Source organism: Streptomyces sp. NPDC107562 (assembly GCF_055657325.1).
This window is the reverse complement of sequence record NZ_JBVKBE010000003.1, coordinates 311,317-336,725: the sequence shown is the minus strand read 5'-3', so window position 1 is coordinate 336,725 and position 25,409 is coordinate 311,317. Positions and strand designations below refer to the sequence as shown.

Genomic DNA, 25,409 nt, shown 5'->3' with positions numbered 1-25,409 from the left:
CTCTGGGAGGCATCCGCGCGCGGGGATCTGATCACACCATCGCGTGAATCACGGCCGAACACCGGCAGTTCTGATCGGAGTTCAGGACGCCTGGTTTCCCGGGCTCACGCCTCACGCGCACTTGCCGGGCCACCGCCCACCGGCCACCGTGTTCGCATGACCTCCTTCGTGCTCCCCCATGAAGTGCACGGCGACGGCGCCCACAAGGTGTTCGCGGTGCACGGCTGGTTCGCCGACCGGTCCGCGTTCGCGCCCGTCCTGCCGGACCTGGACGGTACGACCTTCCAGTACGTGCCCGTCGACCTGCGCGGCTACGGCGAGGCCAGGGACGCGCACGGCGCGTACACGACCGCGGAGGCGGCGGTGGACCTGGTGACACTGGCCGACCGTCTCGGCTGGGCGCGCTTCTCCGTCGTCGGGCACTCCATGGGCGGCGCGGTCGCCCAGCGGCTGCTCGCCGTCGCCCCGCACCGGCTGCGTGCGGTGGTGGGCGTCTCCCCGGTGCCGGCCTGCGGGCTCGCCCTGCCGCCGGAGCAGTGGGAGCTGTTCGCGGACGCCGCCCACCTGTCGGAGAACCGGCGGGCCATCATCGACATCACCACGGGCGGGCGGCGTCCCGGCGCCTGGCTGGACCGCATGGTCGCCCGTTCCCTGGCGCGCAGCGACGCGAAGGCGTTCCGTGCCTGGCTGGACTCCTGGGCGCGGGAGGACTTCCACGAGGACGTCGAGGGCGCGACGGTGCCCGCGCTCGCCGTCGCCGGAGCGCTCGATCCCGCCCTGTCGGCCGAGCTGCTCCGCGGAACCTGGCTGACCTGGTACGCCCGGGCCGAACTGCACGAACTGCCGTCCGCCGGCCACTACGCGATGGACGAGACCCCGCTGGCACTCGTCCGCGTGGTGGAGGACTTCCTGCGCCGCGCCGGCGAGGCCGACGGCGGCGGGCAGGCGTGACACCGCACGCGGTCCCGCCCGTCCCCGACGTCTTCGATCCACGCCGGTACGCCACCGGTGTGCCGTTCGACGCCTACCGCGTCCTGCGGGACCACCACCCGGTGGCCTGGCAGGACGAGCCCGAGGTGCTGGGCTGGCCGGCCGGGCCCGGATTCTGGGCGGTGACGCGGCACGCCGACGTCGTCCGCGTCCTGCGGGACGCGACGGCCTTCTCCTCGTGTCTGGGCGCGACCCAGATCCGGGACCCCGACCCGGACGATCTGCCGTTCATCCGCCGCATGATGCTCAATCAGGACCCGCCGCACCACCACCGGCTGCGGCGCCTGGTGAGCCGCGCGTTCACGCCCGGGCGGATCGAGCGCTTCGCGGCGGTGGCGCGGGGACGCGCCCGGACCCTGTTCGCGGACGCGGTGGCACAGGCCCGGTCCGGCGACGGCACGGTCGACGTCGTCACCACGGTCACCGACGACTACGCCCTGCTCAACCTCGCGGATCTGCTCGGCGTCCCCGAGAGCGACCGCAAGCTGCTGCTGCACTGGACCCAGCGGGTGATCGGCTACCAGGACCCCGACGAGGCCGGTCCCGCGGCACCGGACGCGACGGGCAGGCCGCTCGATCCGCGGTCCCCGGCGGCGCTGCGGGACATGTTCGCGTACGCGCAGCAGCTCGCCGCGCACAAGCGCCGCCACCCGGCCGACGACATCCTGACCACGCTCGCCCACGAGGCGGACCTCGCCGACGCCGAGCTGGAGATGTTCTTCTTCCTGCTCACCGTCGCCGGCAACGACACGGTGCGCGGCGCGGCGCCCGGCGGCCTGCTGACGCTGGCGGAGCATCCCGACGCGTACGCGCGGCTGCGCTCCCCCACGGCCGACCTCGCCCCGGCCGTGGAGGAGTTGCTCCGCCGGCACCCGCCCGTGCTCACCTTCCGCAGGACCGCTACCCGGGAGACGGTGCTGGCCGGGCGTACCGTCCGGGCCGGGGACAAGGTGGTCGTCTTCCACGCGGCCGCCAACCACGACGAGCGGGTCTTCGCCGCGCCCGACCGCCTGGACCTGCTGCGCACGCCCAATCCACACGTCTCGTTCGGCGACGGCCCGCACGTGTGCCTCGGAGCGCACTTCGCCCGGCTGCAACTGCGCGTGCTGTACCAGGAGGCACTACGAGCACTGCCCCCGACGCTTCGTACGGCGCGGCCCCCGAGGCGGCTGGTGTCGAACTTCATCAACGGCATCAAGCACCTGCGCCTGGACCTCCGCCCGGAGCCGCGTTGACCTGGATCAGCGCGTGCGTGCCCCCGGTCCGCCACCGCTGCCCCTCCGCCGCCACCAGGGCGGCCTCGGTGCCCGCGTCGAGGCCGCAGACCACCTCGGACTTCAGGGTGCGCAGGGCGGCGACGGGGCCGGGGAAGTAGTCGGTGACCTCGGTGAAGGGCGTGGTCGCCGGCCACCGGCGGTCGCCCACGAGGCGACGGTAGTTGAGGTCCCCCTTGAGGACGGTCACCGTCGCCTCGGCCAACTCGGCGCGCAGGTCGCCGGGCATCTCGGCGTACGGCAGGGGTGCGCAGGAGAAGGGGTGGGCGCGCACGGTCAGGCGGCCGTCGGTCACCGCCGACCACAACCGCCTCCCGTACGCGCCGGCCTCGCCCGGCGCGGCCGTCAGTCGGCGCAGCGCGTCCAGCACGTCGGCCGGGGTGGCGTCGGAGACGTAGTACGGGTGGGACTTGACGTGCAGTACGGCCCGCTCGACGCGTCCCTCCGCGAGGAGGTGGGCGAGGAGCAGCAGGTCGGGGACGAGTTCGCGGCCGGCATTGTCGGCGATCAGGCAGACGGTGCCGGTGCCGGACTCCGGGAGCAGGGACCACAGGGTCTCGCTGTCGTCGGCGACCAGACCGGAGACGGCGGCCGGGGTGTCGCCCCCGGCGGACAGGCGGAAGCCGAGGTCGGCGCGGTTTCCCCAGAGCGAGCCGTGCAGCAGTGCCTGGCCGCGCTCGGCGGCCGTGCGGGGCTTCAGGTCGTCGAGTGCGGCGAGTTCCTCGTCGGCCGCGGGTGCGTCGAGTTCGGCGAGCTTGACGGGGCGGAAGGGGTCGATGCCCTGGTCGGGTCCGGGAGTGAAGTAGCCGACGGCTTCGAGGAGCGCGCGGTAGAAGTAGCTCTCCGACCACAGCCAGGGCACGTCGAACCAGGACCGCCCCGCGTACCCGGTGAGCCCCCACGCCGCCCATCGGTCCCGGTCGGGCGCGTCGGCCGGGAGGGGTTCGAGCACGCCCGCGGTGCAGCTGTCGAGCAGGGCGTCGAGCGCGCGCCGGCGCTCGGGGCCGTACGGCAGGGACGCGCACACCTGCCGGATGATCGCGGGGTGGCGTTCGGCCAGCACGCTGTGCGGGAACGAGCCGGATGCGTTGCCGAGGATCACGGGCGCGGGCGCGGTGTCGGGCATGCGGCTCACCGTACCGCGCACCGCTCAGACGGCTCTGATCTCCCGTTCCAGCTGCGTGGCGAGGCCGAGGTAGCGAGGACGCCTGGTCACGGGCACCAGGCCGCGGATGAGGACGTACCACATCTCCGTGAGCCGCCTGGGCAGCCGCAGGACGGGTTCGAGGGTGCGGCCCGCGACGCGTATACCGATGAAGAAGCTGAGGAGGGAGTGGGCGACGGCGTCGACGTCGACGTCCGGGTGGATGTCGCACTCCTTGACGGCTCCGACCAGCCGTCTGGAGACGATGTCGAACCACTCGGCGAAGGGATGCGACAGCGGCGGCCGCACCCCCACCCCGCCGGTGGCGAGCCGCAGTCCGGCACGCGCGACCGGTCCCTCCACGGTGAGCCGTACGAGGCCGAAGGTGATCCGGATCAGGCCTTCGAGCGACGAGCAGTCCCGGTCGTCCGCCTCACGGGCCAGCCGTCGCGAGTGGTGCGACTGGATCTCCATGATGGCGTGCGCCAGGTCCTCCTTGGCCGCGAAGTGGAAGTACAGGGCGCCCTTGGTGACTTGGGCGTGCTCGACGATGTCGCTCAGGCTGGTCGACTCGTAGCCGTGACGGTCGAACAGGTCGGCGGCGGCCCTGATGATCGTGGCGCGGGTCTGCTCGGCTCGTAACTGCCTCGCCATCGGCTGGACTCTCCTGGGAATCAAAACGGGTTGTGCCGTTTGTTTCTTACCCCCCGCACACGATATCTCACTCCCTGGCAATGGCGACCCGGCATTCGAAGACCGTCAACTCACCCTGTGCGGCGACGATTCGGATGTCCGTGCCCTCCCCGTCGAACGCCTCGATCCATACCGGTTCATCCAGTTCGGCGTAGCGATGGAAGACCGAGCGGAAGGCCGCGGGGGTCCCGCCCGAGGGCGTTCGGGCCCAGGCCGCCTGCCGGGCGGACTCCAGCAGGAGCATGCCGGGGGCGTGGTCGAGCGGATGGTCGAAGAAAACGGGATGCGCGGTATCGATTCTGAGGCGCCAGCGGTCCTGGATCCCGGACGGCGCCAGGACGACATCCGCCGGCAGCGCGCGGCCCACCGCCTCGGGCGGCAGTCCGGGCGGCGGGGGCGGGACCGTCACGGTGGCCCGGGTTCGGCCGCCGCGGAGCCGGTCGTAGACCGACGCGGCGACGCAGGTGAAGGAGGCCCGGGCGGTCGCCACGCGAACGCCGTCCAGCAGGACTTCGGCGGTGTAGCGGGCGCCGGCCGGACGGCCCGCCCGGCGGCGCACCTCGGCGAAGTGCACCTCGACGGTCGGTTCGGCGGGCACCGGGCCGACGGCCAGGTGTTCGGGAGAGGTGTCCACCTCGAACTCCTGGAGCACGAAGTGATGACCCAGCGGGACGTCGTACTCGGTGTGCGCGAGGAGGGTGCCGCTCTGGCGGACGGTCTCCACGACGAGCAGGGGCTCGTACGCGGAGCGGTCGTGCGACACGTGCACCCCGTGGGCCCGTGGCCACTGGGCCGCCACGGCGAAGCGGTCGGTCCCGGTCTGTTCCCAGCCGGTCAGAAAGGTTTCGGCGACGGCCGCGCGGTGCACCAGCTGCCGGGGCACAGTCGCCGTCAGGGTCGGGGCTTCGGCAGGTTCGCGCGCTTGTGGCATGTTTCTCCCTACGGTCCCCCGAAGGGTTCTGCGGACGGTGAGGTGTCCGCCGTGGGTGGGCGTCAGAATACGAGGTGACCGGTTTGTTTTCAATGCGATCACTCCGTTACACCCTATGATCAGGGCAGTTCCGGCACGATCGTGGCGCCAGCGGTATGAACCGGCCAACTGGGCGCCGGAGAGGGTCACTCATGGCGAAACAGGAACGCGCCATCAGGACACGCAGGGCGATCCTGGAAGCCGCCGGTGCGGTCTTCGACGAACACGGTTACACCTCCACCACCATCTCCATGGTGCTGGAACGGGCAGAAGTCACCAAAGGAGCGCTGTACTTCCACTTCCCCTCCAAGGAAGCCCTCGCGCAGGCGGTGCTCGACGAGCAGGTGCCCTTCGGTGCGATTCCGTCGCAGGCCTGCAAGCTCCAGGAGGTCGTCGACATCACGTTCGTCGTGGGCCAGCGACTGCTGGGCAACGCGCTGCTGCGCGGGAGCGTGCGCCTCGCGGTCGACCAGTGCGCGCCGCCGGGGGTGGATCACACCGGGCCGTTCCGCCAGTGGGCCGAGCACCTGACGCCGCTGCTCGAACAGGCGCAGGCGCGGGGGGAGTTGCTGCCGACGGTGGACCCCCGGGACACGGTGGAGATGCTGATCGGTTCGTTCACCGGCATACAGCTGATGTCGCGGGCCCTGACGGGACGGAACGACCTCGGGCGCCGGCTGTCGGTGCTGTGGTCCCACATGCTGCCGAGCATCGCGGTGCCCGGCCTGCTGCTGGGCCTCGACAGCCGCGCCGACCGGGGTGCCCGGGTGCTGGCGTCGCTGGAGGCCCGCGTCGCGTCGTGACGCGCCGCGGGCCGGACGGGGCGAGTGCCCCGTCCGGCCCGCGGTGCCGATGCGGAGGATGCCTCAGAAGGTCAGGCTCCAGCTGTTCAGGCGGCCCGTGTCCTGCGCGACCGTGTCCTGGACCCGCAGCTTCCACGTGCCGTTGGCCACCTCCGAGGAGGCGTTCACCGTGTAGGTGGTCCTGACGTCGTCCGCGGAGTCCGAGCCGCTGGAGGACTTCAGGCGGTAGGTCGAGCCGTCCGGGGCGACCAGGTCGACGACCAGGTCACCGCGGTAGGTGTGGGTGATGTCCACCGCGACCTTCAGGCCCGAGGGCGCGTTGCCGGTGCGGCCGCTGACGGTGATCGGGGACTCGACGGCCGATCCGGCGTCCGGGACGGCGACGGCGGCGGTGCTGGAGAAGGTCGTGCCGGTGGGGGTGCCGGCCACCACGGCCTGGACCGTCTTCGCGGCGTCCGCGAGTCCCGCGCCGCAGCCGCCGGAGCAGGCGCCGGGCAGCGCACGGGCGTTGGACTTGATCGCCGACTCGATCTGGGCCGGGGTCAGCGCCGGCTTGGCCGACTTCATCAGCGCGGCGAGGCCGGCGATGTGCGGGGCGGCCATGCTGGTGCCCTGGTAGTAGGCGTACGACTCCGTGGACGGGGTCCGGGTGCCCGAGTTCAGCGTGGAGTAGATGCCGTTGGCGGTGCCGGTGCTGGTCTGGCCGCCGGGCGCCGAGATGTCCACCAGCGCGCCGTAGTTGGAGTAGGACGCCTTGGCGCCCGAGCGGTTGGTGGCGGCGACCGAGATGACGTTGTTGCAGTTGCCCGGCGAGTGGTTCGCCACGTTGTCGTTGGCGTTTCCGGCGGCCACGACGACGGTCGTGCCCCGGCCCACGGCGGCGTTGACGGCGTTCTGGGTGGCGGAGGTGCACGCGCCGTCGCCACCGAGGCTCATGTTGATGACCTTGGCGACGTTGGCGTTGGCGGGCACGCCGGCGACGGTGCCGCCGGACGCCCAGGTGATGGCGTCGATGATGTCGCTGTCGTAGCCGCCGCACTTGCCGAGCACCCGCACCGGGGAGATCTTGGCGCCGTAGGCGATGCCCGCCATGCCCTTGGCGTTGTCGGTGGCCGCGGCGACGGTGCCGGCCACGTGGGTGCCGTGCCAGGAGGAGTTGCTCGCGGGGCGGCCGGCGCCGCATTCGTTGGCCAGGTACCAGTCGCCCGGGTCGGCCGGGTTGCTGTCACGGCCGTCGCCGTCCACCGAGACCGCGGTGTCGGCGATGAAGTCGTAGCCGCCGACGACGTTCGCGGCGAGGTCGGAGTGGGTCACGTAGCCGGTGTCGATGACGGCCACCGTCACGCCGCTGCCGGTGGAGGTGGGCCAGGCGCCGGGAACGTTCATGCCGGCCGTGGCCTCGAAGAGGTCCCACTGCTTGGCGTAGTCGGTGTCGTTCGGGTCGGCCTGCGGGGTGTTGAGGCGGTCCGGCACGACGTAGGCGACCTGCGGGTCCGCCTGGTACTCGGCGACGACGTCGGCGACGTCCGACCTGGTGAGGCGCTCGCCCAGGTCGACCAGGGCGGCGCCGGTGCCGAGGCGGCGCTGGAAGTCGACGCTCTCGCCGGCCTTCTCGCCCTTGGCCTCGGCGTCGGCCTCGGCGGCCTCGTCGGACCTGGCCTCGGTGGCGGCGGCCTTGTAGCCGACGATGAGCCGTTCGGCGGGGGCGCCGGGGGCGGCCTCGGTCTGCGCGGTGGGGACGACGGCCTCGTGGGGGGAGGCGTCCTGGGCCGTGGCCACCTGTGCGGTGGCGGCGGTGAGCAGCGCCGCGGAGACCGCGGCGACGGATATCAGCTTGCGTCTGACGGCAGGGGAGGTTCGCAAGGGTCTGCCTTTCGTGGCCGTACTCCGGACAGCGCGGAGCGGCGGTCGGTGCGCTTCGTCCTCGAAGCGGAGGGGGGTGATACCGAAAAGCGGCGTGCGGAGGCCGGCCTGGCGTGGCGCCGACCCGTCGGGGATCACCCGGGGGGTCAGCGGTGCTGGAACGATAGGCAACGGAACGGCCGTGCGGATACAGGGGAAACCCTTGGGCAGGCTGGAAACTCACCCTTGCTGACCAAGGGTTGACCTGGGACGTCCACTTTCGGTTCGCCTCACGATCGCCTCGGTGCGCAACGTGCCGGAAAGGGCGGCGCACGCAAGGACCGGCCCCTGGGGGGCGGTCGGGCGGCCGGGGAAACGGCCGTGCCCCGCACGCTCGAAAGCGGTGCGGGGCACGTCGGGTACCGCGGGTCCGCCGGTGGCGGCGGGGCGGGTCAGCTCAGGCCGACCGACTTCAGCCAGGCCTGGGCCACGTCCAGCGGGTCCTTGTTCTCCAGCTGCACCTGGGCGTCCAGGTCGAGCAGCGTCTTGGTGTCGAGCTTGGCGGAGACCGCGTCGAGGGCGTCGATGCCCTCCTGCGTGAGGCCGCTCCTGTGCACCAGCGGGGTCACGTTCGCGAAGCCGAAGAGGTTCTTCGGGTCCTGGAGGACGACGAACTTCTCCTTGATGATCGTGGGGTCGGTGGTGAAGATGTCCGCGGCCTGCACTGTGTTCTTCGTCAGCGCCGCCTGGGTCAGCGGGCCACCGGCGTCCAGGGCCTTGAAGGACTTGAACTTCAGGCCGTACTCCTTCTCCAGCCCGACCAGCCCCTGGTGACGGGTCTGGAACTCCGGCGAGCCCCCGATGACCAGTTCCGGCGCGATGTCCTTGAGGTCGGCGAGCGTGGACTGGGCACCGAGGTCGTACTTCTTCGCCGTCTCGGCGTTGATGGACACCGAGTCCTTGTCCTCGGCCGGCGACGAGTCCAGCAGGGTCAGCTTGGGGTCCAGCTTGGCCTTCACGTCGGCGTTGACCGCCTCGGCCGACTTCTGCTCGGCCTCGGGGTCGAGGTAGGCGAGAAGCGAGCCGTTGTACTCGGGCAGAACGGTGATGGAACCGTTCTTCAGCAGGCCGTAGGTGGTCTCGCGGCTACCGATGTTGGGCTTGTACTCGACCTCTATGCCCTTGGCCTTGAGGGCCTCGCCGTAGATGTCGGCGAGGAGGATGCTCTCGGCGAAGTTGTTGGAGCCCACGACGACGGTCTTGCCGTCGGACGTGCCCTCCGAGAGCGGGTCGGACGTGTCGTCGGAGGACGAGCCACAACCGGCGACCAGCGCCGCCGCGACGGCGAATGCCACGGCGGCCGCGCCGCGCTGTCTCTTGTTGGACCAGGTGCTCTTCACGGTTGAAGTCACGATTCCCGTTCCGGGATTGGGGATGTGGCGGGGGGTGGGCGGTGACGTGACATGCGGGCACTTCGGGCCCACCGCGGACGTGGCACGCACACCGCACCTACTGATCCAATCCAGCCGGTTCTCACCCAGTCAAGCGAATTCAGGTCACCAATTGGCTTCGATGAGTGACCATTCATGGTCGCATTGTGAAGGAGATGCGGACGACTTCCCGCTTCTGAGGAGCAGGTTGTAACGGATTCTTGACGTGGAGTGGCGCGATCCGCCGTCCCAAGAGGCGATAGTCTCACCGCAGTTGCCCTCCGGTCACAGCGGTGCCACAAACCGCATCGGTGTCGTCGTACACCGGACGAAAGCCGATCGGAATTCGACACGCGAAGGACACGCGCGTAGCTTCTCCGCGCGGTGCGACACCCCACGAAGGAGGCTCGGTGTCCACGAACGAGGTGGGCGCGCCCTCCCCCGGGCTCTCGGCCGCGCCGGGACAGGGGGATCTCCCGCTGCCGGCACCGCCGCGGTCCCGAGGCGGCCTGCGCGGCCTCGCCGACCGCCTGCCCTTCCGCCAGAAACTCAACGTCCTGGTCGGCGTGCCGCTGGCCGGAGTCGCCGTGCTGCTCAGCTACCTCATCTCCCACCAGGTGATGCTGGCCCGCAGCGCGGCGGAGGCGGCCACCCTGGTCCGGGACAGCGCGCAGGTCGCCGAACTCGTCGACCGGGTGAACACCGAGCACCAGCAGGCCGTCCTGCTGTCCGTGCGCCACGAGGCCCGCGGCAGCGACGCCAAGCCCTCGCTGACCGACTACCGCACGGCCCAGCAGGAGACCGACGCCCAGGTCGAGAAGGTGCGCCGCACGTTCGGCGACCGGCTGCCGCGCACCGAGTGGCAGGCGCTGCGAGAGATCGACGGCCTCGACGGCCTGCGCGAGACCGTCGAGCAAAGCTACCTGCCCGCCGACAACATCGACCCGGCCTACCACAACGCCGCCAAGGGCCTGATCGACGGCCTCGGCCTGGATCACAACCCCGCCCTCGCCGCCACCTTCACGGGCAATCTGCTGGACTCCCTGCTGCGCGCCGACGCCGCGCACAGCTCCTTCGAGACCAGCGTCTTCTCGGCGACGACCGGTGACTCCAACGCGCTGATCGAGTTCATCGGAGCCGTCGGCGCCTACGAGCTGTACGAGCACCAGGCCGAGCGCTTCGCCCGGTTCGCCACCGAGGGGCAGGCCGCCGAGCTGCGCGGCATCGAGCACAACCCGGCCCAGGCGATCATCCTGCGGCAGTACGCCGAGCTCCAGATCGACCCGAGCGCGCTCCAGGCCGCGACACCGAGCGTGACCCGCGCGAAGTTCACGCTCGCCCTGTCCAACTACCCGACCTACGGCCAGCAGTCCGACACCCGGCTGGCGGTCACCGGCTCGCTGATCGACCAGATCGCCGACCGGGCCGACGAGGCCTCGGCCGACGCCTGGTGGAACGCCGCCTGGCTGCTGGGCCTCGCCCTGTTCGGGTTCCTGCTGTGGGGTGCGCTCTCGGTGGCCGTGCGCCGCTCCGTGGTCCGGCCGGTCCAGGCGCTCACCGGAGCCGCCCGGCAGGTCGCCGACGTGGCCGGCCGCGAACTCGCGCGCGTGGCCGACGACGACACCGAGGACGACGCCCCGCCGCGGCTGCGCGAGATCCCGGTCACCGCGCAGGACGAGATCGGCGACCTCGCCGACGCCTTCAACCAGGTGCAGACGACCGCGGCCGCCCTGCTGGAGCGGCAGGTCCTCAGCCGCCGCAACGTCGCCGAGATGTTCGGCAACGTCGGCCGCCGGGTCAGCAACCTCACCACCCGGCAGCTCGCCCTCATCGACGCCGTCGAGCGCGGCGAGACCGACCCCGCGCTGCTCGAACGCCTCTACCGCATCGACCACATCGCGGTCCGGCTGCGCCGCAACGCCGACAGCCTGATGCTGCTCGCCGGCATCCGCGAGACCGTCCTGGACGGCGGCCCGACCGCGCTCACCAACGTCGTACGGGCCGCGCTCGGCCAGATCGAGGGCTACCAGCGGGTCGAGCTGCACGCCGGCACCGAGGTCATGGTCGAGCCGGACATCATCGGCGACCTGACGCTGATGGTGGCCGAACTCCTGGAGAACGCCGTGTCGTTCTCGCCCGCAGGCAGTCCCGTGGAGGTGACCGTCCGTACCGTCGACGCGGGGGCGACGATCACCGTCGCCGACCACGGCCTCGGGATGAGCGCCGAGCGGCTGGACGAGGAGAACGGCCGTCTGATCCGCCGCGAACGCCTCGACCTGGTCCCGACCAAGGTGCTGGGCCTGTTCGTGGTGGGCAACCTGGCCCGCCGCTGGGAGATCGGTGTGACCCTCTCGCGCACGCCCGGCGGCGGTGTGACGGCCGAGATCGGCATCCCGTCGACGCTGCTCCTGACGATGAGCGCGGTGGCCGCCGGCGGGACGACGGAGTACGGCACCGAGACAGGCGGCACGGGTAAGACGGACGGCACGGGCGCCGCGACCGGTGCCGGCACGGACGGCGAGGCGGCGGTACCGGCCGCCCCGGCGTCCGCATCCGGGCCGCGCCCCGCCGCCGCCGACGACTCCGTCCCGCTCCCCCGCCGGGTCCCCCGGCGCGACCCCGCGGACGACGACGCCTCCCCGCTCATCCCGCGGGCCCGCACCGAGGCCCCCGCGGGCGGTGCACGGCCGCTGCGCCGCCGCGTCCGTGGCGCGACGCTGCGGACCACCGCCGCCGAGGCCGACCGCTTGGCCTCACCCCAGGCCGCCGCGCCCGCCGACGCCGAGGCCGTCCGCGACGCCCTGGAGGAGTTCGAGGCGGCCGTGGAACGCGCCCGCCGCGACGCCCGGCGCGACGCGGACACGGCCGACGGCACCCACGACAGCGAGTCGCAAGAACCCAGGCACCTCCCGGAAGGAGCGGAGCAGTGAGCACGTCGACAGGTGGTACTCCGACGGGAGGCGCCACGCCGGACGAACTGCGGGCCGCAGCGGCCGACTTCACCTGGCTGCTGAACCGTTTCGCGACCGAGACCGCGGGCGTCGTGGACGCCATCGCGGTCTCCTCCGACGGGCTGCTGATCGCCGTGGCCCAACTGCGCGAGCGCGCCCACTCCGAGCGGCTCGCGGCGATCGTCTCCGGTCTCACCAGCCTGGCCGCAGGGGCCTCCGGCAACTACGGCCTGGGCGCCCTCAACAAGGTCATCATCGACCTGGAGGGCGGTCACGTCCTGGTCTCCGCGATCGGCAGCGGGGCCGTGCTCGGCGTGGTCGCCGACAAGGAGGCCAAGCTGGGCAACATCGCCTACGAGATGACGCTGTTCGCCAACCGGGCGGGTGCCGCGCTCAGCCCGCAGCTCGTGCTCGAACTGAAGAACAGCGTCGGCGCCGGCTCGACGGGCTGACCGGTCCCCGCCCGGTCGAGGAGGAAGACACCCCCATGGCGGACGACCCGACGCCCCCGGGCCCGGACCCGGCAGGCCCCGTCCCCGCCGTACGGCCGTTCCTCGTCACCGCCGGCCGGGTGGCGGGCGCGGGTGAGGCCGCGTCCGCCCGGACCATCCCGGTCGAGACCCAGGTGGTGGCCACCGCCGAGGGGCTCGACGCCCTCGACCTGCTCTCCTTCGAGCGGCACGACATCGTCGCCGCCTGCAAGCAGCCCCAGTCCATCGCGGAGATCGCCGCGTTGCTGCGGCTGCACCTCAACGTCGTCCGGGTCCTCGCCGAGGACCTGCGCACCGCCGGGCATCTGGCGGTGTACGTGCCGAACGCCGCCGTCACCCATGACGCGTCCGTCCTGCGCAGGGTTATCGATGGCCTCCGCGCCATCCCCGACTCCCGGGGGGTACTCCGTGACACCGACTGAACCACTCGCCGTCGGCGCGGCCGCGCAGAGTGCCGTACGGCCGCCGCTGCCGGTGAAGCTGGTGATCGCGGGCGGCTTCGGCGTGGGCAAGACCACCGCCGTCGGGGCCATCTCCGAGATCGAGCCGCTCACCACCGAGGCCGCCATCACCGAGGTCGCGGCCGGGGTCGACGACCTGTCGCACACCCCGCGCAAGACGACGACCACGGTCGCGATGGACTTCGGCTGCATCACCATCGACCCGACGCTGAAGCTGTATCTCTTCGGTACGCCGGGACAGGACCGTTTCGGCTTCATGTGGGACGACATCGTCGAGGGCGCGATCGGCGCGCTGGTCATCGTCGACACCCGCCGGCTGGACGACTGCTACGCGGCCGTGGACTACTTCGAGCACCGGCAGATCCCGTTCGCGGTGGCGATCAACGCCTTCGACGGCACGGTCGAGCACGCGCTGGACGAGGTCCGCTGGGCGCTGGACGTCGCCAAGCACGTCCCGGTGATCGTGTTCGACGCCCGGGAGCGCGGCTCGGTGCGGGACGCGCTGCTCGTCGTACTGGAGCTGGCGCTGGCCCGCACCGAGGGCTGACGCGGGTCAGCCGCCGCGGCGTACCCCGCGCGACACCGTGAGGCGTCCGGCCGCCCAGAACACGCCGAGCGTGGCCAGCGCGAGCAGGGCCACCAGCGTGGCGCCGCCGACGACCTTCTCGTAGTTCCGCTGGTAGAGCCCGTCGACGATGTAGCGGCCGAGGCCGCCGAAGCTGACGTACGCGGCGATGGTGGCCGTCGAGACGATCTGGATGGCGGCCGAGCGCAGACCGCTGAGGATCAGTGGCAGCGCGACCGGGACCTCGACGCGGAACAGGACCTCGGCCTCGCCCATGCCCATGCCCCGCGCGGCGTCCACGGGGGCGGGGTCGACCGAGCGCATCGCCTCGTAGGTGGTGACGAGGATCGGCGGGATCGCCAGCACCACGAGCGGGATCATCACCGGGGCCAGTCCGAGTCCGAGCAGCACGAACATCAGCACCATCAGGCCGAAGCTGGGCAGCGCGCGGCCCGCGGTGGCGATCAGGGCGAGCGTGTTGCCGCCGCGTCCGGTGTGCCCGGTCAGCAGGCCGACGGGCAGCCCGACGGCGGCGGCGATGCCGAGCGCCATCAGTGTGTACTGGAGGTGTTCCAGCAGACGCGTGGGGATGCCGTCGTAGCCCCGCCAGTGGGCACTGTCGCTGAAGAAGGCGTTGATGAAGTTCAGTACGTTCACCGGGCGGCGTCCTTCAGGGTGTTCGTACGCGGGGACCTGCGGGTGTCGCGCGGCATCCACGGCGTGACGAGGATGCGCAGGCCGATGAGTACGGCGTCCACCAGGATGGCGAGGACGGCCGTGCCGATCACGGACAGCCACACCAGGCGCGGCTGGTTGTAGATCATGCCGCTGTTGAGCAGGTTGCCGAGGGCCCCCTGGTTGCCGATCAGCATCCCGACGCTGACCAGGGAGATGCTCGACACCGACGCCACCCGCAGCCCGGCGATGATCGCGGGCGCGGCGATCGGCAACTGCACCTGCAGATAGCGGCGTACGGGTCCGAAGCCCATGGCGGTGGCGGCGTCCAGGGTCTCGCGGGGCACCGAGCGGACGCCGTCCACGATCGCCGGGACGAACACCACCAGGCTGTAGACGGCGAGCGGGATCATGACGGTGGTCTCGCTGAGGCCGGTGTAGTCGATGAGGACGACGAAGAAGGCGAGCGAGGGGATCGCGTACAGCACGGTCGTCACCCACAGCACCGGCGGGTACAGCCAGCGCAGCCGCACGCACAGCTGGGCGATGGGCAGCGCCACGAGCAGTCCGACGAGCACGGGGACCAGTGCCTCGCGCAGGTGCAGTCCGACCAGGCCCCAGTAGGTGCTCTGGAGGTCGCTCGGCATGTCGAAGAGGCCGTTCATCGGACGGCCTTCGCGCCGCCGGCCGGGGTGTCGGCGGCCGGTGCCGCGGCGTGCGCGCCACGGATCGCCTCGGCGATGGTCTGCTGCGCGACGACCCCGGCCACCCGGCCCTCGCCGTCCACGGCGACGGCCCAGCCGGTGGGCGACAGGACGGCGCAGTCGAGCGCGGCCCGCAGCGAGTCCCGTTCGGCGACGAACGGCCGCCCGAACGGCAGCAGTCCGTCGCGCTCGATCCGCCCGGCGGTCAGGTCGCCCGGCGCGCTCCAGCCGAGCGGCCTGCCGTCCAGGCCGGTGACGAGGAGATAGGGGACGTCGGCCGAGCCGCGGGCGGCGATCTGCTCGGCGGTGGCGTCGACGGCGACGATCGGCGTGGTGAGCAGCTCCAGTCCGGCCGACGGGAAGAAGGACAGCCGCCGGATGCCCCGGTCGGCGCCGAGGAAGTCCTCGACGAACTCGTCGGCGGGGCTGGACAGCAGCTCGGCGGGCGGGGCGAACTGGGCGAGCCGGCCGCCGGTGCGCATCACGGCGACCATCGTGCCGAGCTTGACGGCCTCGTCGATGTCGTGCGTGACGAAGACGATGGTCTTGCCCAGCTCGGCCTGGATGCGCAGCAGTTCGTCCTGGAGGCCCTTGCGCACGATCGGGTCGACGGCGGAGAACGGCTCGTCCATCAGCAGCACCGGCGGGTCGGCGGCGAGCGCCCGGGCCACGCCGACGCGCTGCTGCTGGCCGCCGGAGAGCTGGTAGGGGTAGCGCCGCGCGAGGGCGGCGTCGAGGCCGACGCGCTCCATCAGCTCGCGGGCGCGGGCACGGGCCTTGTCCTTGCCCCAGCCGAGCATGCGGGGCACGGTGGCGATGTTGTCGACGATCGTGCGGTGCTGGAAGAGGCCCGCGTTCTGGATGACGTAACCCATGGACCGGCGCAGTGTGTTGACCGGCTGCTGCATGATGTCGGTGCCGTCGAGGAGGATCCTGCCCTCGCTGGGCTCGACCATCCGGTTGATCATCCGCAGGGTCGTCGTCTTGCCGCACCCCGAGGGCCCGACCAGGACCGTGATCGAACGGTCGGGTATCTCCAGTGACAGCCGGTCGACCGCCACCGTGCCGTCGGGATACCGCTTGGTGACTGAATCTATCCGTATCAAAACGCCGAACGCCCTTCGGGTGTGGCAGTCGCCGCCCGCTCTCGCCTGGTGGCGGGCCATTGCCGGGAGAGTCTAGACCCGCAGTGTTGCCGGAACATGGCCGGGCGACCGGCTGCTCAGACGACCGGCAGCCCCGCCGTGCGCCGCACCCGGCGCCCCCGGTCCACGGCGTACACCTCGCACCCCTCCCGGCCGGCCGCCCACAGCACGCCCTCGGGACCCATCGCGTACGCCGCCGTGGCCATGGCGTCCGCCTCCGTGAGGGTCGGCGCGACGACCGTGACGCTGAGCAGTCCGGTCGCCGGGCGCCCGGTGCGGCCGTCGAGGATGTGCTCGCCGCGCTCGTAGGGGGCGGACGTCGCGACCGCGCCCTCGGTCAGCTCCAGCACCGTGCACAGCCGGTCGGCGCGTTCGGGGTGCCGTACCCCCACCCGCCACGGACCGCCCGCGACGACCACGTCTCCCCCGGCGTTGAGACAGAACCGCCGCACCCCGGCGGCCGTCAGCATCTCGGCCGCCCGCTGCACCGACCATCCCTTGACGACCGCGCAGGGATCGAGGCCACGGCCGGGCAGCCGGGCGTCGAAGGCACCGCCGGTCGCGATCCGGTACCGCTCGCAGACGTCGAGGACCTCGGCGAGGTCCTCGCTGACGTCGTCGCGTCCGATCTCGCCCCGGTCCAGCCGGGACACCTCGCTGTGGGGCTTGAACGGGCTGAACCGGTCGTCCACTTCGCGCAGCCAGGCGTAGACGGCGTCCGCGAGCCCCTGCGGAACGTGCTCGTCGTCGACCCGCAGCGAGACGGGAAAGCCCATGACGTGCTCGACGCGACGCACGTCAGGCGCCCCGCGCGTCGAGGGCGGCCTGCAACGACTCCCGGTAGCCCTCGCTGGTGATCGTCGCGCCCGACACCGAGTCGATCTCCGCGCTCTGCGCCTGGAGCGTCTCCTCGATCAGCGTCGGTACGGCGGCCGTCGTCTGCGGGTGGTCCGGCTGCCGCAGCATCCGCACGGCCGTGATCTCGTCCCCCGCGAAGGTCACCTCCACCTGCACCGGGCCCTTCTCGGTGTGCACCGTGGAGCCCGCGACGACCCGGGCGCCGGAGGACGAGGTGGACGTGGGGGTCGGCGGTGCGGCCGGCCGGGACGCCTCGGCGATCGGCGCGTCGGTGGAGGGCGCGTAGCGCCAGACCGGGATCAGGCCCGCCACCGTCAGGACCAGAACAGGCAGTGCTCGTTTCACGTTTCTCCTCTTCTCCCCTTCTCTTCTCTTCTCTTCGCTCGGTTCCCTCGGCCCGTCGGGACCGTCAGCCGGCCAGGCTGAAGCGCTCGTGGTGGATCTGCGCCTTGGGCACACCGAGCTCGCGCAGGCTGCGCAGCACCCCCCGGGTCATTCCGGGCGGCCCGCACAGATAGACGTCGCGCTCGGCGATGTCGGGCACCAACCGGGCCAGCTCGTCGCGCGAGAGGCGATCCGGCCGGGCGGGTCCGGTGACCAGGTACAGCTCGGCGCCCTTGGCGAGAGCGAGTTCGCGCAGCTCGTCGTAGAGCACCGCGTCCCGGTCGGTGGCCACCCGGTAGACGAGGACGGCGTGCCCGTGCAGTTCCTCCAGCAGGGCCCGCATCGGGGTGATGCCGACGCCGCCGGCGATCAGCAGGACGTCCGGACGGGTTCGGTGCAGGGTGGTGAAGGCGCCGTAGGGGCCCTCGGCGAAGACGCGGGTGCCCGCCTTCAGGTGGCGCAGCCCGGCGCTGCCCTCGCCGACGGCCTTGGCGGTCAGACGCAGCGAACGGCCGTCCGGCGCGGCCGACAGCGACCAGGGGTTGGCCTGCCACCAGCGCCCACGGGTCAGGAAGCGCCACAGGAAGAACTGGCCGGCGCGGGCGGGCAGCCGGTCGAGGTCGCGTCCGGTGATGTGGACGGAGACGACGTCGTCGTTCTCGGGGACGACGGCCGTGACGCGCAGCCGGTGGCGCCAGTTCCGCCACAGCGGCAGCGCCAGGCGGCCGACGCACACCGATCCGAGCGCGACGCTCCACAGCGCCCACCAGTAGGCGGTGGCCCCGGGCGAGGCGACGAAGGTCGTGCCGACCGCGATCTGGTGGGAGAAGGCCAGCACGACGGCGAGATAGGTGTAGAGGTGGAGGAAGTGCCACGTCTCGTAGGCGAGCCGGCGCCGGGCGAAGCGTCCCGAGACCGCGCCGACCACGATGATCAGCGCCAGCGCGACCACCGCCCGCAGCACGCCCTCGACGGTCTCGGCGAGGTCGACGAGCTGGTCGACCGGGTCCATGCCGGAGGAGTCGGCGTAGCCGAAGGTGATGAACACCGCGTGCGCGAGCAGCGTCCACAGCAGCGAGAACCCGAGCCGGCGGTGCCACAGCGTGAGCCGGTCCATGCCGATCCGGCGGTCGAGCCAGGGCAGCCGGGCCACGAGCAGCAGCTGGAAGGCCATGAGCAGGGCGGCGTACAGCCCGGTGAGGCGGCCGACGACGATCAGCGCGTTGGAGGCGAACCCCGCCTGCACGAAGAAGTAGGTGACCACGGCCACGTTCGCGGCGAGCACGGCGTACAGGCCGGTGCGGGCCACCACCCTGGGACGTATCGCCGCGGCGGGCGCGGCGGGCGACTGGACGGTCGTCACGGACGGCAACTCCTCGGTCGGGGCCCTGGGACACCGAGCTTGACCGGCCGCAGCTGTCGATCTCCTGTCGTACGACTTTCAAGTGGATATCGATGTGCGTCCGCGGGGCGACCGGCCCCGGCGAGGGGCGGACGTTCCCGCACTATGAACGGGTGGAAAAAGTACGACTGCTGGTCGTGGACGACGACCCGCCCATCGCCGACCTCGTCGCGACGGTCGCCCGCTACGAGGGCTGGGACGCGGTCACCGCGCACTCCGGCGACGAGGCGCTGCGCCGTGCCGCCGAGTTCCGTCCGGACATCGTCGTGCTGGATCTGATGCTCCCGGACGTGGACGGCTTCGGCGTCCTCGACCGGCTGCGCGCCTCGGGGACGATGGTGCCGGTGGTCTTCCTGACCGCGCGGGACGCGGTGTCCGACCGGGTGGCGGGGCTGACCCGGGGCGGGGACGACTACCTGGTGAAACCGTTCGCGGTCGAGGAGCTGATGGCCCGGCTGCGGACGGTGCTGCGGCGCGCCGCGGGGCCCGGGTTCCAGCGGTCGGTGCTGCGGGTGGGGGACCTGACCATGGACGAGGACACCCGTGAGGTGCGGCGCGGCGAGCGGCTGCTGACGCTGACCCCGACCGAGTACGAGGTGCTGCGCTACCTCCTGCGCAAGTCGCCGACGGTGCTCACCAAGGCGCAGATCCTCGACCACGTGTGGGAGTACGGCTTCGGCGGCCGCTCCAACGTGGTGGAGCTGGTCGTCAGCCGGCTGCGCCGCAAGCTCGACGAGCCCCACCACGGCGGGGACGGCGGCGGGGAGCTGATCCACACCGTGCGCGGCTTCGGTTACGTGATCCGGCAGGCCGCCGAGTGACCCGGGTGCGGCGGGTGGTGCGCCGACTGCGTCACGGCTACGGCAGTCTGCGGCTGGGCACCCGGCTGGCGCTGGGGCTGGGCGCGCTGTCGCTCGTCGTGTTCGCCGTGGTGGGCACGGCGCTGACGACGTATATGCGGGACTACCTGTCGGCGCAGCTGGACGAGCAGTTGCAGATCGGCCAGATCGCCCAGTCCAAGGGCATCGCGGACCACGGCACGCTCCAGGGCAAGAAGTACTACCGCTGGTACTACGCCGTGTACGACGTGTCGGACGGCGTCGCCGAACTGCGCAAGCCCGAGGCGGCGGCCGATCTGCCCGCGGACGTCGGCGACTTCACCTCCCTGGCCCGTGCCCAGGTCGCCTCGCACACGGAACTCCTGCGCACCGAGCACCTGAAGGACGCGGGCACCTACCGGCTGCGCGCCTGCGAGGTCGAACCCGGCGTCGTCCTGGTGAGCGCCGCACCCATGGACGACATCGAGGACACCGTCCGCCAGTTGGTCACGATCCAGGCGGTCACGTTCGGGCTGGCCCTGCTGGCACTCGTGGTGTTCGGCCGGAAGATGCTGCGGCGCGGGCTGCAACCGCTCAGCGACATGGCGCACACCGCGCACGGCATCGCCTCCCACGACCTCACCGAGTCGGCGGCCCGGCTGCCGCTGCGGGCCGACCGCCGGGGCGGCGGGCCTGAGGTGGAGGAGCTGCGGACGGCGTTCAACACGATGCTGGAGCACATCGACGACTCCCTCGCCGTGCGCGCCGAGGCCGAGCAGCGGCTGCGCCGGTTCGTCGCGGACGCCTCGCACGAGCTGCGCACCCCGCTGATGTCGGTGCGCGGCTACGCGGACCTCTTCCAGTACGCGGCCGCCAACGAGCCCGGGGAACGGGAGCGGCACCTGGCGCGCCTGCGCGCCGAGGCCGCCCGGATGGGCTTCCTCCTGGACGACCTGCTGCTGCTCGCCCGGCTCGACGCCGCCGAGGTGGAGGCTCCGCTGCGGCTCGCGAAGGCGGACCTGGCGGAGCTGGTCGAGCAGGCCGCCGACGCCTTCCGGGCGGCGCACCGCGGCCATCCGCTGACGGTGGGCACCGGGGAGGCGCCGGTGGTGCTGCGCCTCGACGCCCAGCGCATCCGGCAGGTGCTGGACAACCTGCTCACCAACGCGGCCGTGCACACCCCGCCCGGCACGGAGGTGTCCGTGGCGGTCTCGGTCACGGCCGGGGCCGCGCTGGTACGGGTCCACGACACGGGGCCCGGGATACCGGCCGCCGACCGGGAGCGCGTCTTCGACCGTTTCTACCGGGTCGACAAGGCCCGCAGCCGCGACCGGGGCGGCAGCGGGCTCGGTCTGTCGGTGGCCGGCTCACTGGTCCGGGCGCACGGCGGCACCATCGAACTGGCCACTGAACCCGGGAGCACGGTATTCACGGTGCGCCTGCCGACGGGGTCGTCCCGTCCGTGACGGACGGCCGCGGCGGGGAGCGCGTGGTTCAGGCGTCCGCCGTCGGGAGGGTCACCTCGAAGCGGCAGCCGCCGGAGACGTTGCGTACGGCGGCCCGGCCCTGGTGGGCCTCCACGATGCCCCGCACGATGGCCAGCCCCAGCCCGGCACCGGCCGGCGGCGTGCGGGCGTCGGTGCCACGCCAGCCGGTGTCGAAGACGCGCGGCAGGTCCTCCTCCGCGATCCCCCCGCAGCCGTCCGTCACGGACAGGACGACCCCGTCGGGCGAGCGCTCGGCGGCCACCGCCACCGTGCCGTCGGAGGGTGTCCGCCGGATCGCGTTCACGAGCAGGTTGCCGAGCACCCGGCTCATCTCCTTGCCGTCCACCTCGATGGGCACGGCCTCCACCCGGTCGCCGACCAGCCGTACGCCGTGCTCCCGGGCGAGCGGATCCGCGCCCGCGAGGGCGTCGCCGACCAGGTCGTACGCCGAGATCCGGCTCGGGCTCAGGGCGAGCGTGCCCGCGTGGATGCGGGAGAGCTCGAAGAGGTCGCCGACCATGTCGTTGAGGCGCTCGGCCTCGGCGCGGATCTGGCGGAGGTAGCGGTCGGGATCGGCGGCCACGCCGTCCTCCAGCGCCTCGGACATCGCGCGCAGTCCGGCGAGCGGGGTGCGCAGGTCGTGCGAGATCCAGGCGACCAGCTCGCGCCGGGAGCTCTCCAGGGCGCGCTCCCGGTCCCGGGACTCGGCGAGCTTGCGGCTGGTCGCCTCCAGCTCACGGCTCAGTGCGGCGAGTTCGTAGGCGGCGGGGCCGTCGGGGCTGGTGAAGTCGCCGCCGTCACCGAAGGAACGGGCCGCGAGGGTGAGGGCGCGGCTGCGCGCGGCGACCCAGCGGCCCAGCAGCAGGGCGGTGGCCAGCGAGACCACGGCGGCCATCGCGACCACCGTGGTCACCACGGTCAGGTCGTGCGCCGACAGGAACATCGCCTGGGCGACCGCGAGCGTGCCCGCGAACATCGCGCCCACGGCGACGGCGGCGACCACCGTGATGTGCTCGGTGAGCGTGCGCCGCCGGATCAGCAGCAGTACGCCGGCCCCGAGCAGTCCGGCCGCGCCGGCGCCGAGGAAGGCGAACAGGGCGATGAGCAGGGTGTCCCGCACGGCTCACCCCTCTCCCTCGTCGAAGCGGTAGCCGACGCCCCACACCGTCTGGATGAACCGGGGCCTCGCCGGGTCGTCCTCCACCTTGCCGCGCAGCCGCCGCACATGGACGGTCACCGTCGACAGGTCGCCGAAGTCCCACCCCCACACCTCCCGCATCAGCTCCTCCCTGCTGAACGCCCGCCCGGGGTTGCGCAGGAAGAACGTGAGCAGATCGAACTCCCGGATGGTCAGGGCGAGTTCGTCGCCGTGCTTGGCGGCACGCCGGGCGGCCGGATCGACCGTGAGGCCGGCGGCGCCCAGCGCGTCGGTGGACTGGTGCGGGGCGGGCCTGCTCCGGCGCAGCACGGACTCCACCCGCAGGACCAGTTCGCGGGGGCTGAAGGGCTTGGTGACGTAGTCGTCGGCGCCCACCTCCAGACCGAGGATCCGGTCGTCCTCGTCCCCCCGCGCGGTGAGCATGATCACCGGCACCGGGCCGCGCGTCCGCATCCGCCGGCACACCTCCAGCCCGTCCATGCCGGGCAGCATCAGGTCCAGCACGACCAGGTCGGGCCAGTGCGCGGCGGCCCGGGCCAGCGCGTCGGGGCCGTCACCGGCGCGGTCCACGACGTACCCGGCCCGGACGAGGTACCCGGAGACCACCTCGGCGACGGTCGGGTCGTCGTCGACGACCAGGACCCGGGCCCCGTACGACTGCTGTTCCATGCCGGCCAGCCTCGCATCCCGCCCGCGGCAACGGGAGCGAGACCGCTCGACGTCCCGGTTCCGTAAGAAAGCCGGCGGGCGCGGTGGGCTCAGGTGGCGAAGGCCATGCCCTCCTCGTCGGGCTGCGGCCGGTGCCGCAGCCGGGACGCCAGGATGGCCACGTCGTCCTCCGCGTGTCCGGCGTCGAGGTTGGCGAGGACGGTGTCCAGGATCGTCTCCACCCCTTCCGCCGCGTCGAAGCGCAGCCGGGCCAGCCGGTTCAGGGACTCGTCGATGTCCTCCCCGCGATGCTCGACGAGCCCGTCGGTGAACAGCAGCAGCGTCTCCGCGCCGTCCAGCCGGTACGTCGCCGGCTCGTAGCCGCCGAGGCCGGTGCCCAGCGGTGGTCCGACGGGCACCGGCAGGAGCGAGGTGTCACCCCTGCCGTCGATCACGGCGGGCGGCAGATGACCCGCGCTGGCCAGGGTGATCTGGCCGCGCACGGGGTCGACGCGGGCGATCAGGCAGGTGGCGGGCCGCCGCTCGGACTCGTTGGAGGCGATGTCGTCGAGCTGGCGCAGCACGCGGTGCGGCGGCAGGTCGGCGGAGGCGATGTAGCGCAGGGCCGAGCGGTAGGCGGTCATGTCGACGGCCGCCTCCAGGCCGTGGCCCATCACGTCCCCGACGACGAGCAGGGTGCGCCCGAAGTGCAGGCGGACGGTCTCGCACCAGTCGCCGCCGACCAGGGCACGCTGGCCCACCGGCAGGTAGCGGATGGCGACGTCCAGGTTCGGGTGCGGCCGGCCGGGCTCGGCGAGCAGCGCCCGCTGGAGGTCGCCGACGATCCGGCTCATCCGGTCGTGCTCCCGGGCGTGCCGGATGTGCGAGGCGGCGCGCTCGGCGAGCAGTGCCAGCACGTCCGCCTCCGGCGGGGTGAACGGTCCCGCGCCCCGGACGCACACCAGGACGCCGTAGCGGTCGTCGCCGCTGACGAGCGGCACGCACAGCGCGGGGCCGTCCCTCTCGTAGCCGCTCCGGCTGTCCGTCCGGCGCGCCATCGCCGCGGGCCAGCCCAGGTCGGGCAGCAGGGTGCGGTCGCCGTGCACCGCCTCGTACGACGGATCGGCCTCCTCCAGGTGGCGCCGCACGACGGCCGCCGTGCACCCTCCGTGCTCGGCCGCCACCCTGGTGAGCTCGGTGCAGGTGGTCTCCTCGTCGAGCGTCGTCCCGACCCCGGCCACGGTGGAGCGCAGCGTCATCAGCCGCGACGACACGCCGGGCCCCGGTTCGGGCGCGCGTGTGCGGCCGACGGAGCCGGATGTCGGTGATTTTCGGAAGGACCGGAGCCATCGCGCCACACAGAACACCTTAAATGGGATGAAACCGACACCGATCGCGCGTCGGCCGCCCGGGGTCCTTGGATACCCTTGCGCTTCCATGAGCTGGTTCGAATCCATCATCCTCGGTCTCGTCCAGGGACTGACCGAATTCCTGCCGATCTCGTCGAGCGCGCACCTGCGTCTGGTGGCCGCCTTCTCCGGCTGGCAGGACCCCGGCGCCGCGTTCACCGCGATCACGCAGATCGGCACCGAGACCGCGGTACTGATCTATTTCCGGTCGGACATCGCCCGCATCGTCACCGCGTGGTGCCGCTCCCTGACGGACCGCACGCTCCGCCAGGACCAGGACGCCCGGCTCGGCTGGATGCTGATCATCGGCTCTATCCCGATCGGCGTCCTGGGTGTCACGTTCAAGGACCAGATCGAGGGGCCGTTCCGCGATCTCCGGCTGACCGCGACCATGCTCATCGTCATGGGCGTGGTGCTGGGCGTCGCCGACCGCCTCGCCGCCCGCGCCGAACGGGAGAGCCTCGCCGGCGCCGGCGAGGCCGGCGCTCCCGGCGCCCACGAGGCCCACGACGCCCTCCTCACCCGCTCGGGCACACCCGGCGCGCCCGCCGCCCTGAGCACCACGACGACCTCCGCCGCCCCCGCCACCCCCCGCGCCTCCGGCAAGACCCTGCACGACCTCACCGTCAGGGACGGCCTGATCTACGGCCTGTGCCAGGCGCTGGCCCTCATCCCGGGCGTCTCCCGCTCCGGCGCCACCACCAGCGGCGGCCTGTTCATGGGCTACACCCGCGCGGCGGCCGCCCGCTACTGCTTCCTGCTCGCGATCCCGGCCGTCCTCGCCTCCGGGCTGTTCGAGCTCCGGGACGCCACCGAGGGCGGCCACGTCAGCTGGGGACCGACGGCGCTGGCCACCCTCGTCGCGTTCGGCGTGGGATACGCGGTGATCGCCTGGTTCATGAAGTTCATCGAGACCCGCAGCTTCATGCCGTTCGTGCACTACCGCATCGCCCTCGGCCTGGTGATCATCGCGCTGGTCACCTTCGGGGTGATCAGCCCGCACGCCGCCGAGTCGGCCGGCTGAGCGACTCGGCCCCCGCCGAGCCCCTCGGCCTCCGGTCGATCCCCTCCCCCCGGTCGGAACACCCCCGAGCCACCCGGAAAAT

The 25,409-nt window shown here is 72.4% G+C and carries 24 protein-coding genes; 10 read left to right on the top strand and 14 right to left on the bottom strand.

What is annotated here, in order from left to right:
• Positions 1-156 precede the first annotated feature (156 nt).
• Positions 157-951, top strand: a complete 795-nt coding sequence (locus tag ACZ7LV_RS11760) for an alpha/beta fold hydrolase (RefSeq protein WP_471938264.1) — start codon at positions 157-159, stop codon at positions 949-951.
• Positions 948-2,225, top strand: a complete 1,278-nt coding sequence (locus ACZ7LV_RS11755) for a cytochrome P450 (protein ID WP_471938262.1) — start codon at positions 948-950, stop codon at positions 2,223-2,225. Before ACZ7LV_RS11760 ends, ACZ7LV_RS11755 begins: the two co-directional genes overlap by 4 nt.
• Here ACZ7LV_RS11755 and ACZ7LV_RS11750 read toward each other — a convergent pair.
• The 3 genes from ACZ7LV_RS11750 to ACZ7LV_RS11740 form a co-directional block, all read right to left on the bottom strand.
• Positions 2,185-3,390 carry a damage-control phosphatase ARMT1 family protein gene (locus ACZ7LV_RS11750; RefSeq protein WP_471938260.1) on the bottom strand — a complete coding sequence of 402 codons (1,206 nt, stop codon included), beginning with the start codon at positions 3,388-3,390 and terminating at the stop codon, positions 2,185-2,187. The two genes, ACZ7LV_RS11755 and ACZ7LV_RS11750, sit on opposite strands and share 41 nt — an antisense overlap.
• Before the next feature lie 24 nt (positions 3,391-3,414).
• Positions 3,415-4,062, bottom strand: coding sequence for a ScbR family autoregulator-binding transcription factor (locus ACZ7LV_RS11745; protein ID WP_471938258.1), 648 nt, complete (start codon positions 4,060-4,062; stop codon positions 3,415-3,417).
• A 67-nt stretch (positions 4,063-4,129) separates the two neighbouring features.
• The gene (locus ACZ7LV_RS11740) at positions 4,130-5,032 is read right to left on the bottom strand and encodes a ScbA/BarX family gamma-butyrolactone biosynthesis protein (protein ID WP_471938256.1); all 903 of its coding nucleotides are present in this window, start codon (positions 5,030-5,032) and stop codon (positions 4,130-4,132) included.
• Positions 5,033-5,223: 191 nt separating this feature from the next.
• Here ACZ7LV_RS11740 and ACZ7LV_RS11735 point away from each other — a divergent pair, with 191 nt between their 5' ends.
• Entirely contained in the window at positions 5,224-5,874 is a 651-nt protein-coding gene (locus ACZ7LV_RS11735; protein WP_471938255.1) for a ScbR family autoregulator-binding transcription factor, read from the top strand.
• A 63-nt stretch (positions 5,875-5,937) separates the two neighbouring features.
• On the opposite strand, the gene ACZ7LV_RS11730 is transcribed toward ACZ7LV_RS11735, so the two are convergent.
• Together ACZ7LV_RS11730 and ACZ7LV_RS11725 are read right to left on the bottom strand one after the other, a co-directional pair.
• On the bottom strand, positions 5,938-7,737 hold the full coding sequence (locus ACZ7LV_RS11730) for a S8 family peptidase (RefSeq protein WP_471938253.1): 1,800 nt from the start codon (positions 7,735-7,737) through the stop codon (positions 5,938-5,940).
• A gap of 431 nt (positions 7,738-8,168) precedes the next feature.
• Entirely contained in the window at positions 8,169-9,128 is a 960-nt protein-coding gene (locus ACZ7LV_RS11725) for an ABC transporter substrate-binding protein (protein WP_471938251.1), read from the bottom strand.
• A 428-nt stretch (positions 9,129-9,556) separates the two neighbouring features.
• On the opposite strand from ACZ7LV_RS11725, the gene ACZ7LV_RS11720 reads away from it, so the two are divergent.
• Genes ACZ7LV_RS11720 through ACZ7LV_RS11705 form a run of 4 tightly spaced genes read left to right on the top strand, consistent with a single transcriptional unit; the run spans position 9,557 to position 13,596 of the window.
• The gene (locus tag ACZ7LV_RS11720; protein ID WP_471938249.1) at positions 9,557-12,076 is read left to right on the top strand and encodes a sensor histidine kinase; all 2,520 of its coding nucleotides are present in this window, start codon (positions 9,557-9,559) and stop codon (positions 12,074-12,076) included.
• Positions 12,073-12,549: a roadblock/LC7 domain-containing protein gene (locus ACZ7LV_RS11715; protein ID WP_401678994.1), complete on the top strand. Its 477-nt coding sequence runs from the start codon at positions 12,073-12,075 to the stop codon at positions 12,547-12,549. Before ACZ7LV_RS11720 ends, ACZ7LV_RS11715 begins: the two co-directional genes overlap by 4 nt.
• 35 nt (positions 12,550-12,584) lie before the next feature.
• On the top strand, positions 12,585-13,010 hold the full coding sequence (locus tag ACZ7LV_RS11710; RefSeq protein WP_365446412.1) for a DUF742 domain-containing protein: 426 nt from the start codon (positions 12,585-12,587) through the stop codon (positions 13,008-13,010).
• Positions 12,997-13,596 (top strand): GTP-binding protein, encoded by a 600-nt coding sequence (locus ACZ7LV_RS11705; protein ID WP_471938247.1) that lies wholly within the window; start codon positions 12,997-12,999, stop codon positions 13,594-13,596. Before ACZ7LV_RS11710 ends, ACZ7LV_RS11705 begins: the two co-directional genes overlap by 14 nt.
• A gap of 6 nt (positions 13,597-13,602) precedes the next feature.
• Here ACZ7LV_RS11705 and ACZ7LV_RS11700 read toward each other — a convergent pair whose 3' ends face one another.
• The 6 genes from ACZ7LV_RS11700 to ACZ7LV_RS11675 form a co-directional block, all read right to left on the bottom strand.
• A complete protein-coding gene (locus tag ACZ7LV_RS11700) occupies positions 13,603-14,271 on the bottom strand; it encodes an ABC transporter permease (RefSeq protein WP_471938245.1) in 669 nt (222 codons plus the stop codon).
• The gene (locus ACZ7LV_RS11695) at positions 14,268-14,954 is read right to left on the bottom strand and encodes an ABC transporter permease (RefSeq protein WP_471938243.1); all 687 of its coding nucleotides are present in this window, start codon (positions 14,952-14,954) and stop codon (positions 14,268-14,270) included. The genes ACZ7LV_RS11700 and ACZ7LV_RS11695 overlap by 4 nt, the downstream gene beginning before the upstream one ends.
• Positions 14,951-16,099, bottom strand: coding sequence for an ABC transporter ATP-binding protein (locus ACZ7LV_RS11690; RefSeq protein WP_401679257.1), 1,149 nt, complete (start codon positions 16,097-16,099; stop codon positions 14,951-14,953). The genes ACZ7LV_RS11695 and ACZ7LV_RS11690 overlap by 4 nt, the downstream gene beginning before the upstream one ends.
• 116 nt (positions 16,100-16,215) lie before the next feature.
• Entirely contained in the window at positions 16,216-16,935 is a 720-nt protein-coding gene (locus tag ACZ7LV_RS11685; protein ID WP_471938241.1) for an FAD:protein FMN transferase, read from the bottom strand.
• Between the two features lies 1 nt (position 16,936).
• Positions 16,937-17,341: an FMN-binding protein gene (locus ACZ7LV_RS11680; RefSeq protein ID WP_471938239.1), complete on the bottom strand. Its 405-nt coding sequence runs from the start codon at positions 17,339-17,341 to the stop codon at positions 16,937-16,939.
• A 64-nt stretch (positions 17,342-17,405) separates the two neighbouring features.
• Positions 17,406-18,743: a ferredoxin reductase family protein gene (locus ACZ7LV_RS11675; protein WP_471938237.1), complete on the bottom strand. Its 1,338-nt coding sequence runs from the start codon at positions 18,741-18,743 to the stop codon at positions 17,406-17,408.
• A 92-nt stretch (positions 18,744-18,835) separates the two neighbouring features.
• On the opposite strand from ACZ7LV_RS11675, the gene ACZ7LV_RS11670 reads away from it, so the two are divergent.
• Both ACZ7LV_RS11670 and ACZ7LV_RS11665 read left to right on the top strand, forming a co-directional pair.
• A complete protein-coding gene (locus tag ACZ7LV_RS11670; RefSeq protein ID WP_471938235.1) occupies positions 18,836-19,603 on the top strand; it encodes a response regulator transcription factor in 768 nt (255 codons plus the stop codon).
• Positions 19,604-19,617: 14 nt separating this feature from the next.
• Positions 19,618-21,066: a sensor histidine kinase gene (locus tag ACZ7LV_RS11665; protein ID WP_471938233.1), complete on the top strand. Its 1,449-nt coding sequence runs from the start codon at positions 19,618-19,620 to the stop codon at positions 21,064-21,066.
• Positions 21,067-21,094: 28 nt separating this feature from the next.
• Here ACZ7LV_RS11665 and ACZ7LV_RS11660 read toward each other — a convergent pair whose 3' ends face one another.
• The 3 genes from ACZ7LV_RS11660 to ACZ7LV_RS11650 form a co-directional block, all read right to left on the bottom strand.
• Positions 21,095-22,207 carry a sensor histidine kinase gene (locus ACZ7LV_RS11660; protein WP_471938231.1) on the bottom strand — a complete coding sequence of 371 codons (1,113 nt, stop codon included), beginning with the start codon at positions 22,205-22,207 and terminating at the stop codon, positions 21,095-21,097.
• Positions 22,208-22,210: 3 nt separating this feature from the next.
• Entirely contained in the window at positions 22,211-22,915 is a 705-nt protein-coding gene (locus tag ACZ7LV_RS11655) for a response regulator transcription factor (protein ID WP_471938229.1), read from the bottom strand.
• Between the two features lie 89 nt (positions 22,916-23,004).
• Positions 23,005-24,153 carry a PP2C family protein-serine/threonine phosphatase gene (locus ACZ7LV_RS11650; protein ID WP_471938227.1) on the bottom strand — a complete coding sequence of 383 codons (1,149 nt, stop codon included), beginning with the start codon at positions 24,151-24,153 and terminating at the stop codon, positions 23,005-23,007.
• A gap of 178 nt (positions 24,154-24,331) precedes the next feature.
• Between ACZ7LV_RS11650 and ACZ7LV_RS11645 the strand changes: the two genes are divergently transcribed.
• The gene (locus tag ACZ7LV_RS11645) at positions 24,332-25,327 is read left to right on the top strand and encodes an undecaprenyl-diphosphate phosphatase (RefSeq protein WP_471938225.1); all 996 of its coding nucleotides are present in this window, start codon (positions 24,332-24,334) and stop codon (positions 25,325-25,327) included.
• Positions 25,328-25,409 lie beyond the last annotated feature (82 nt).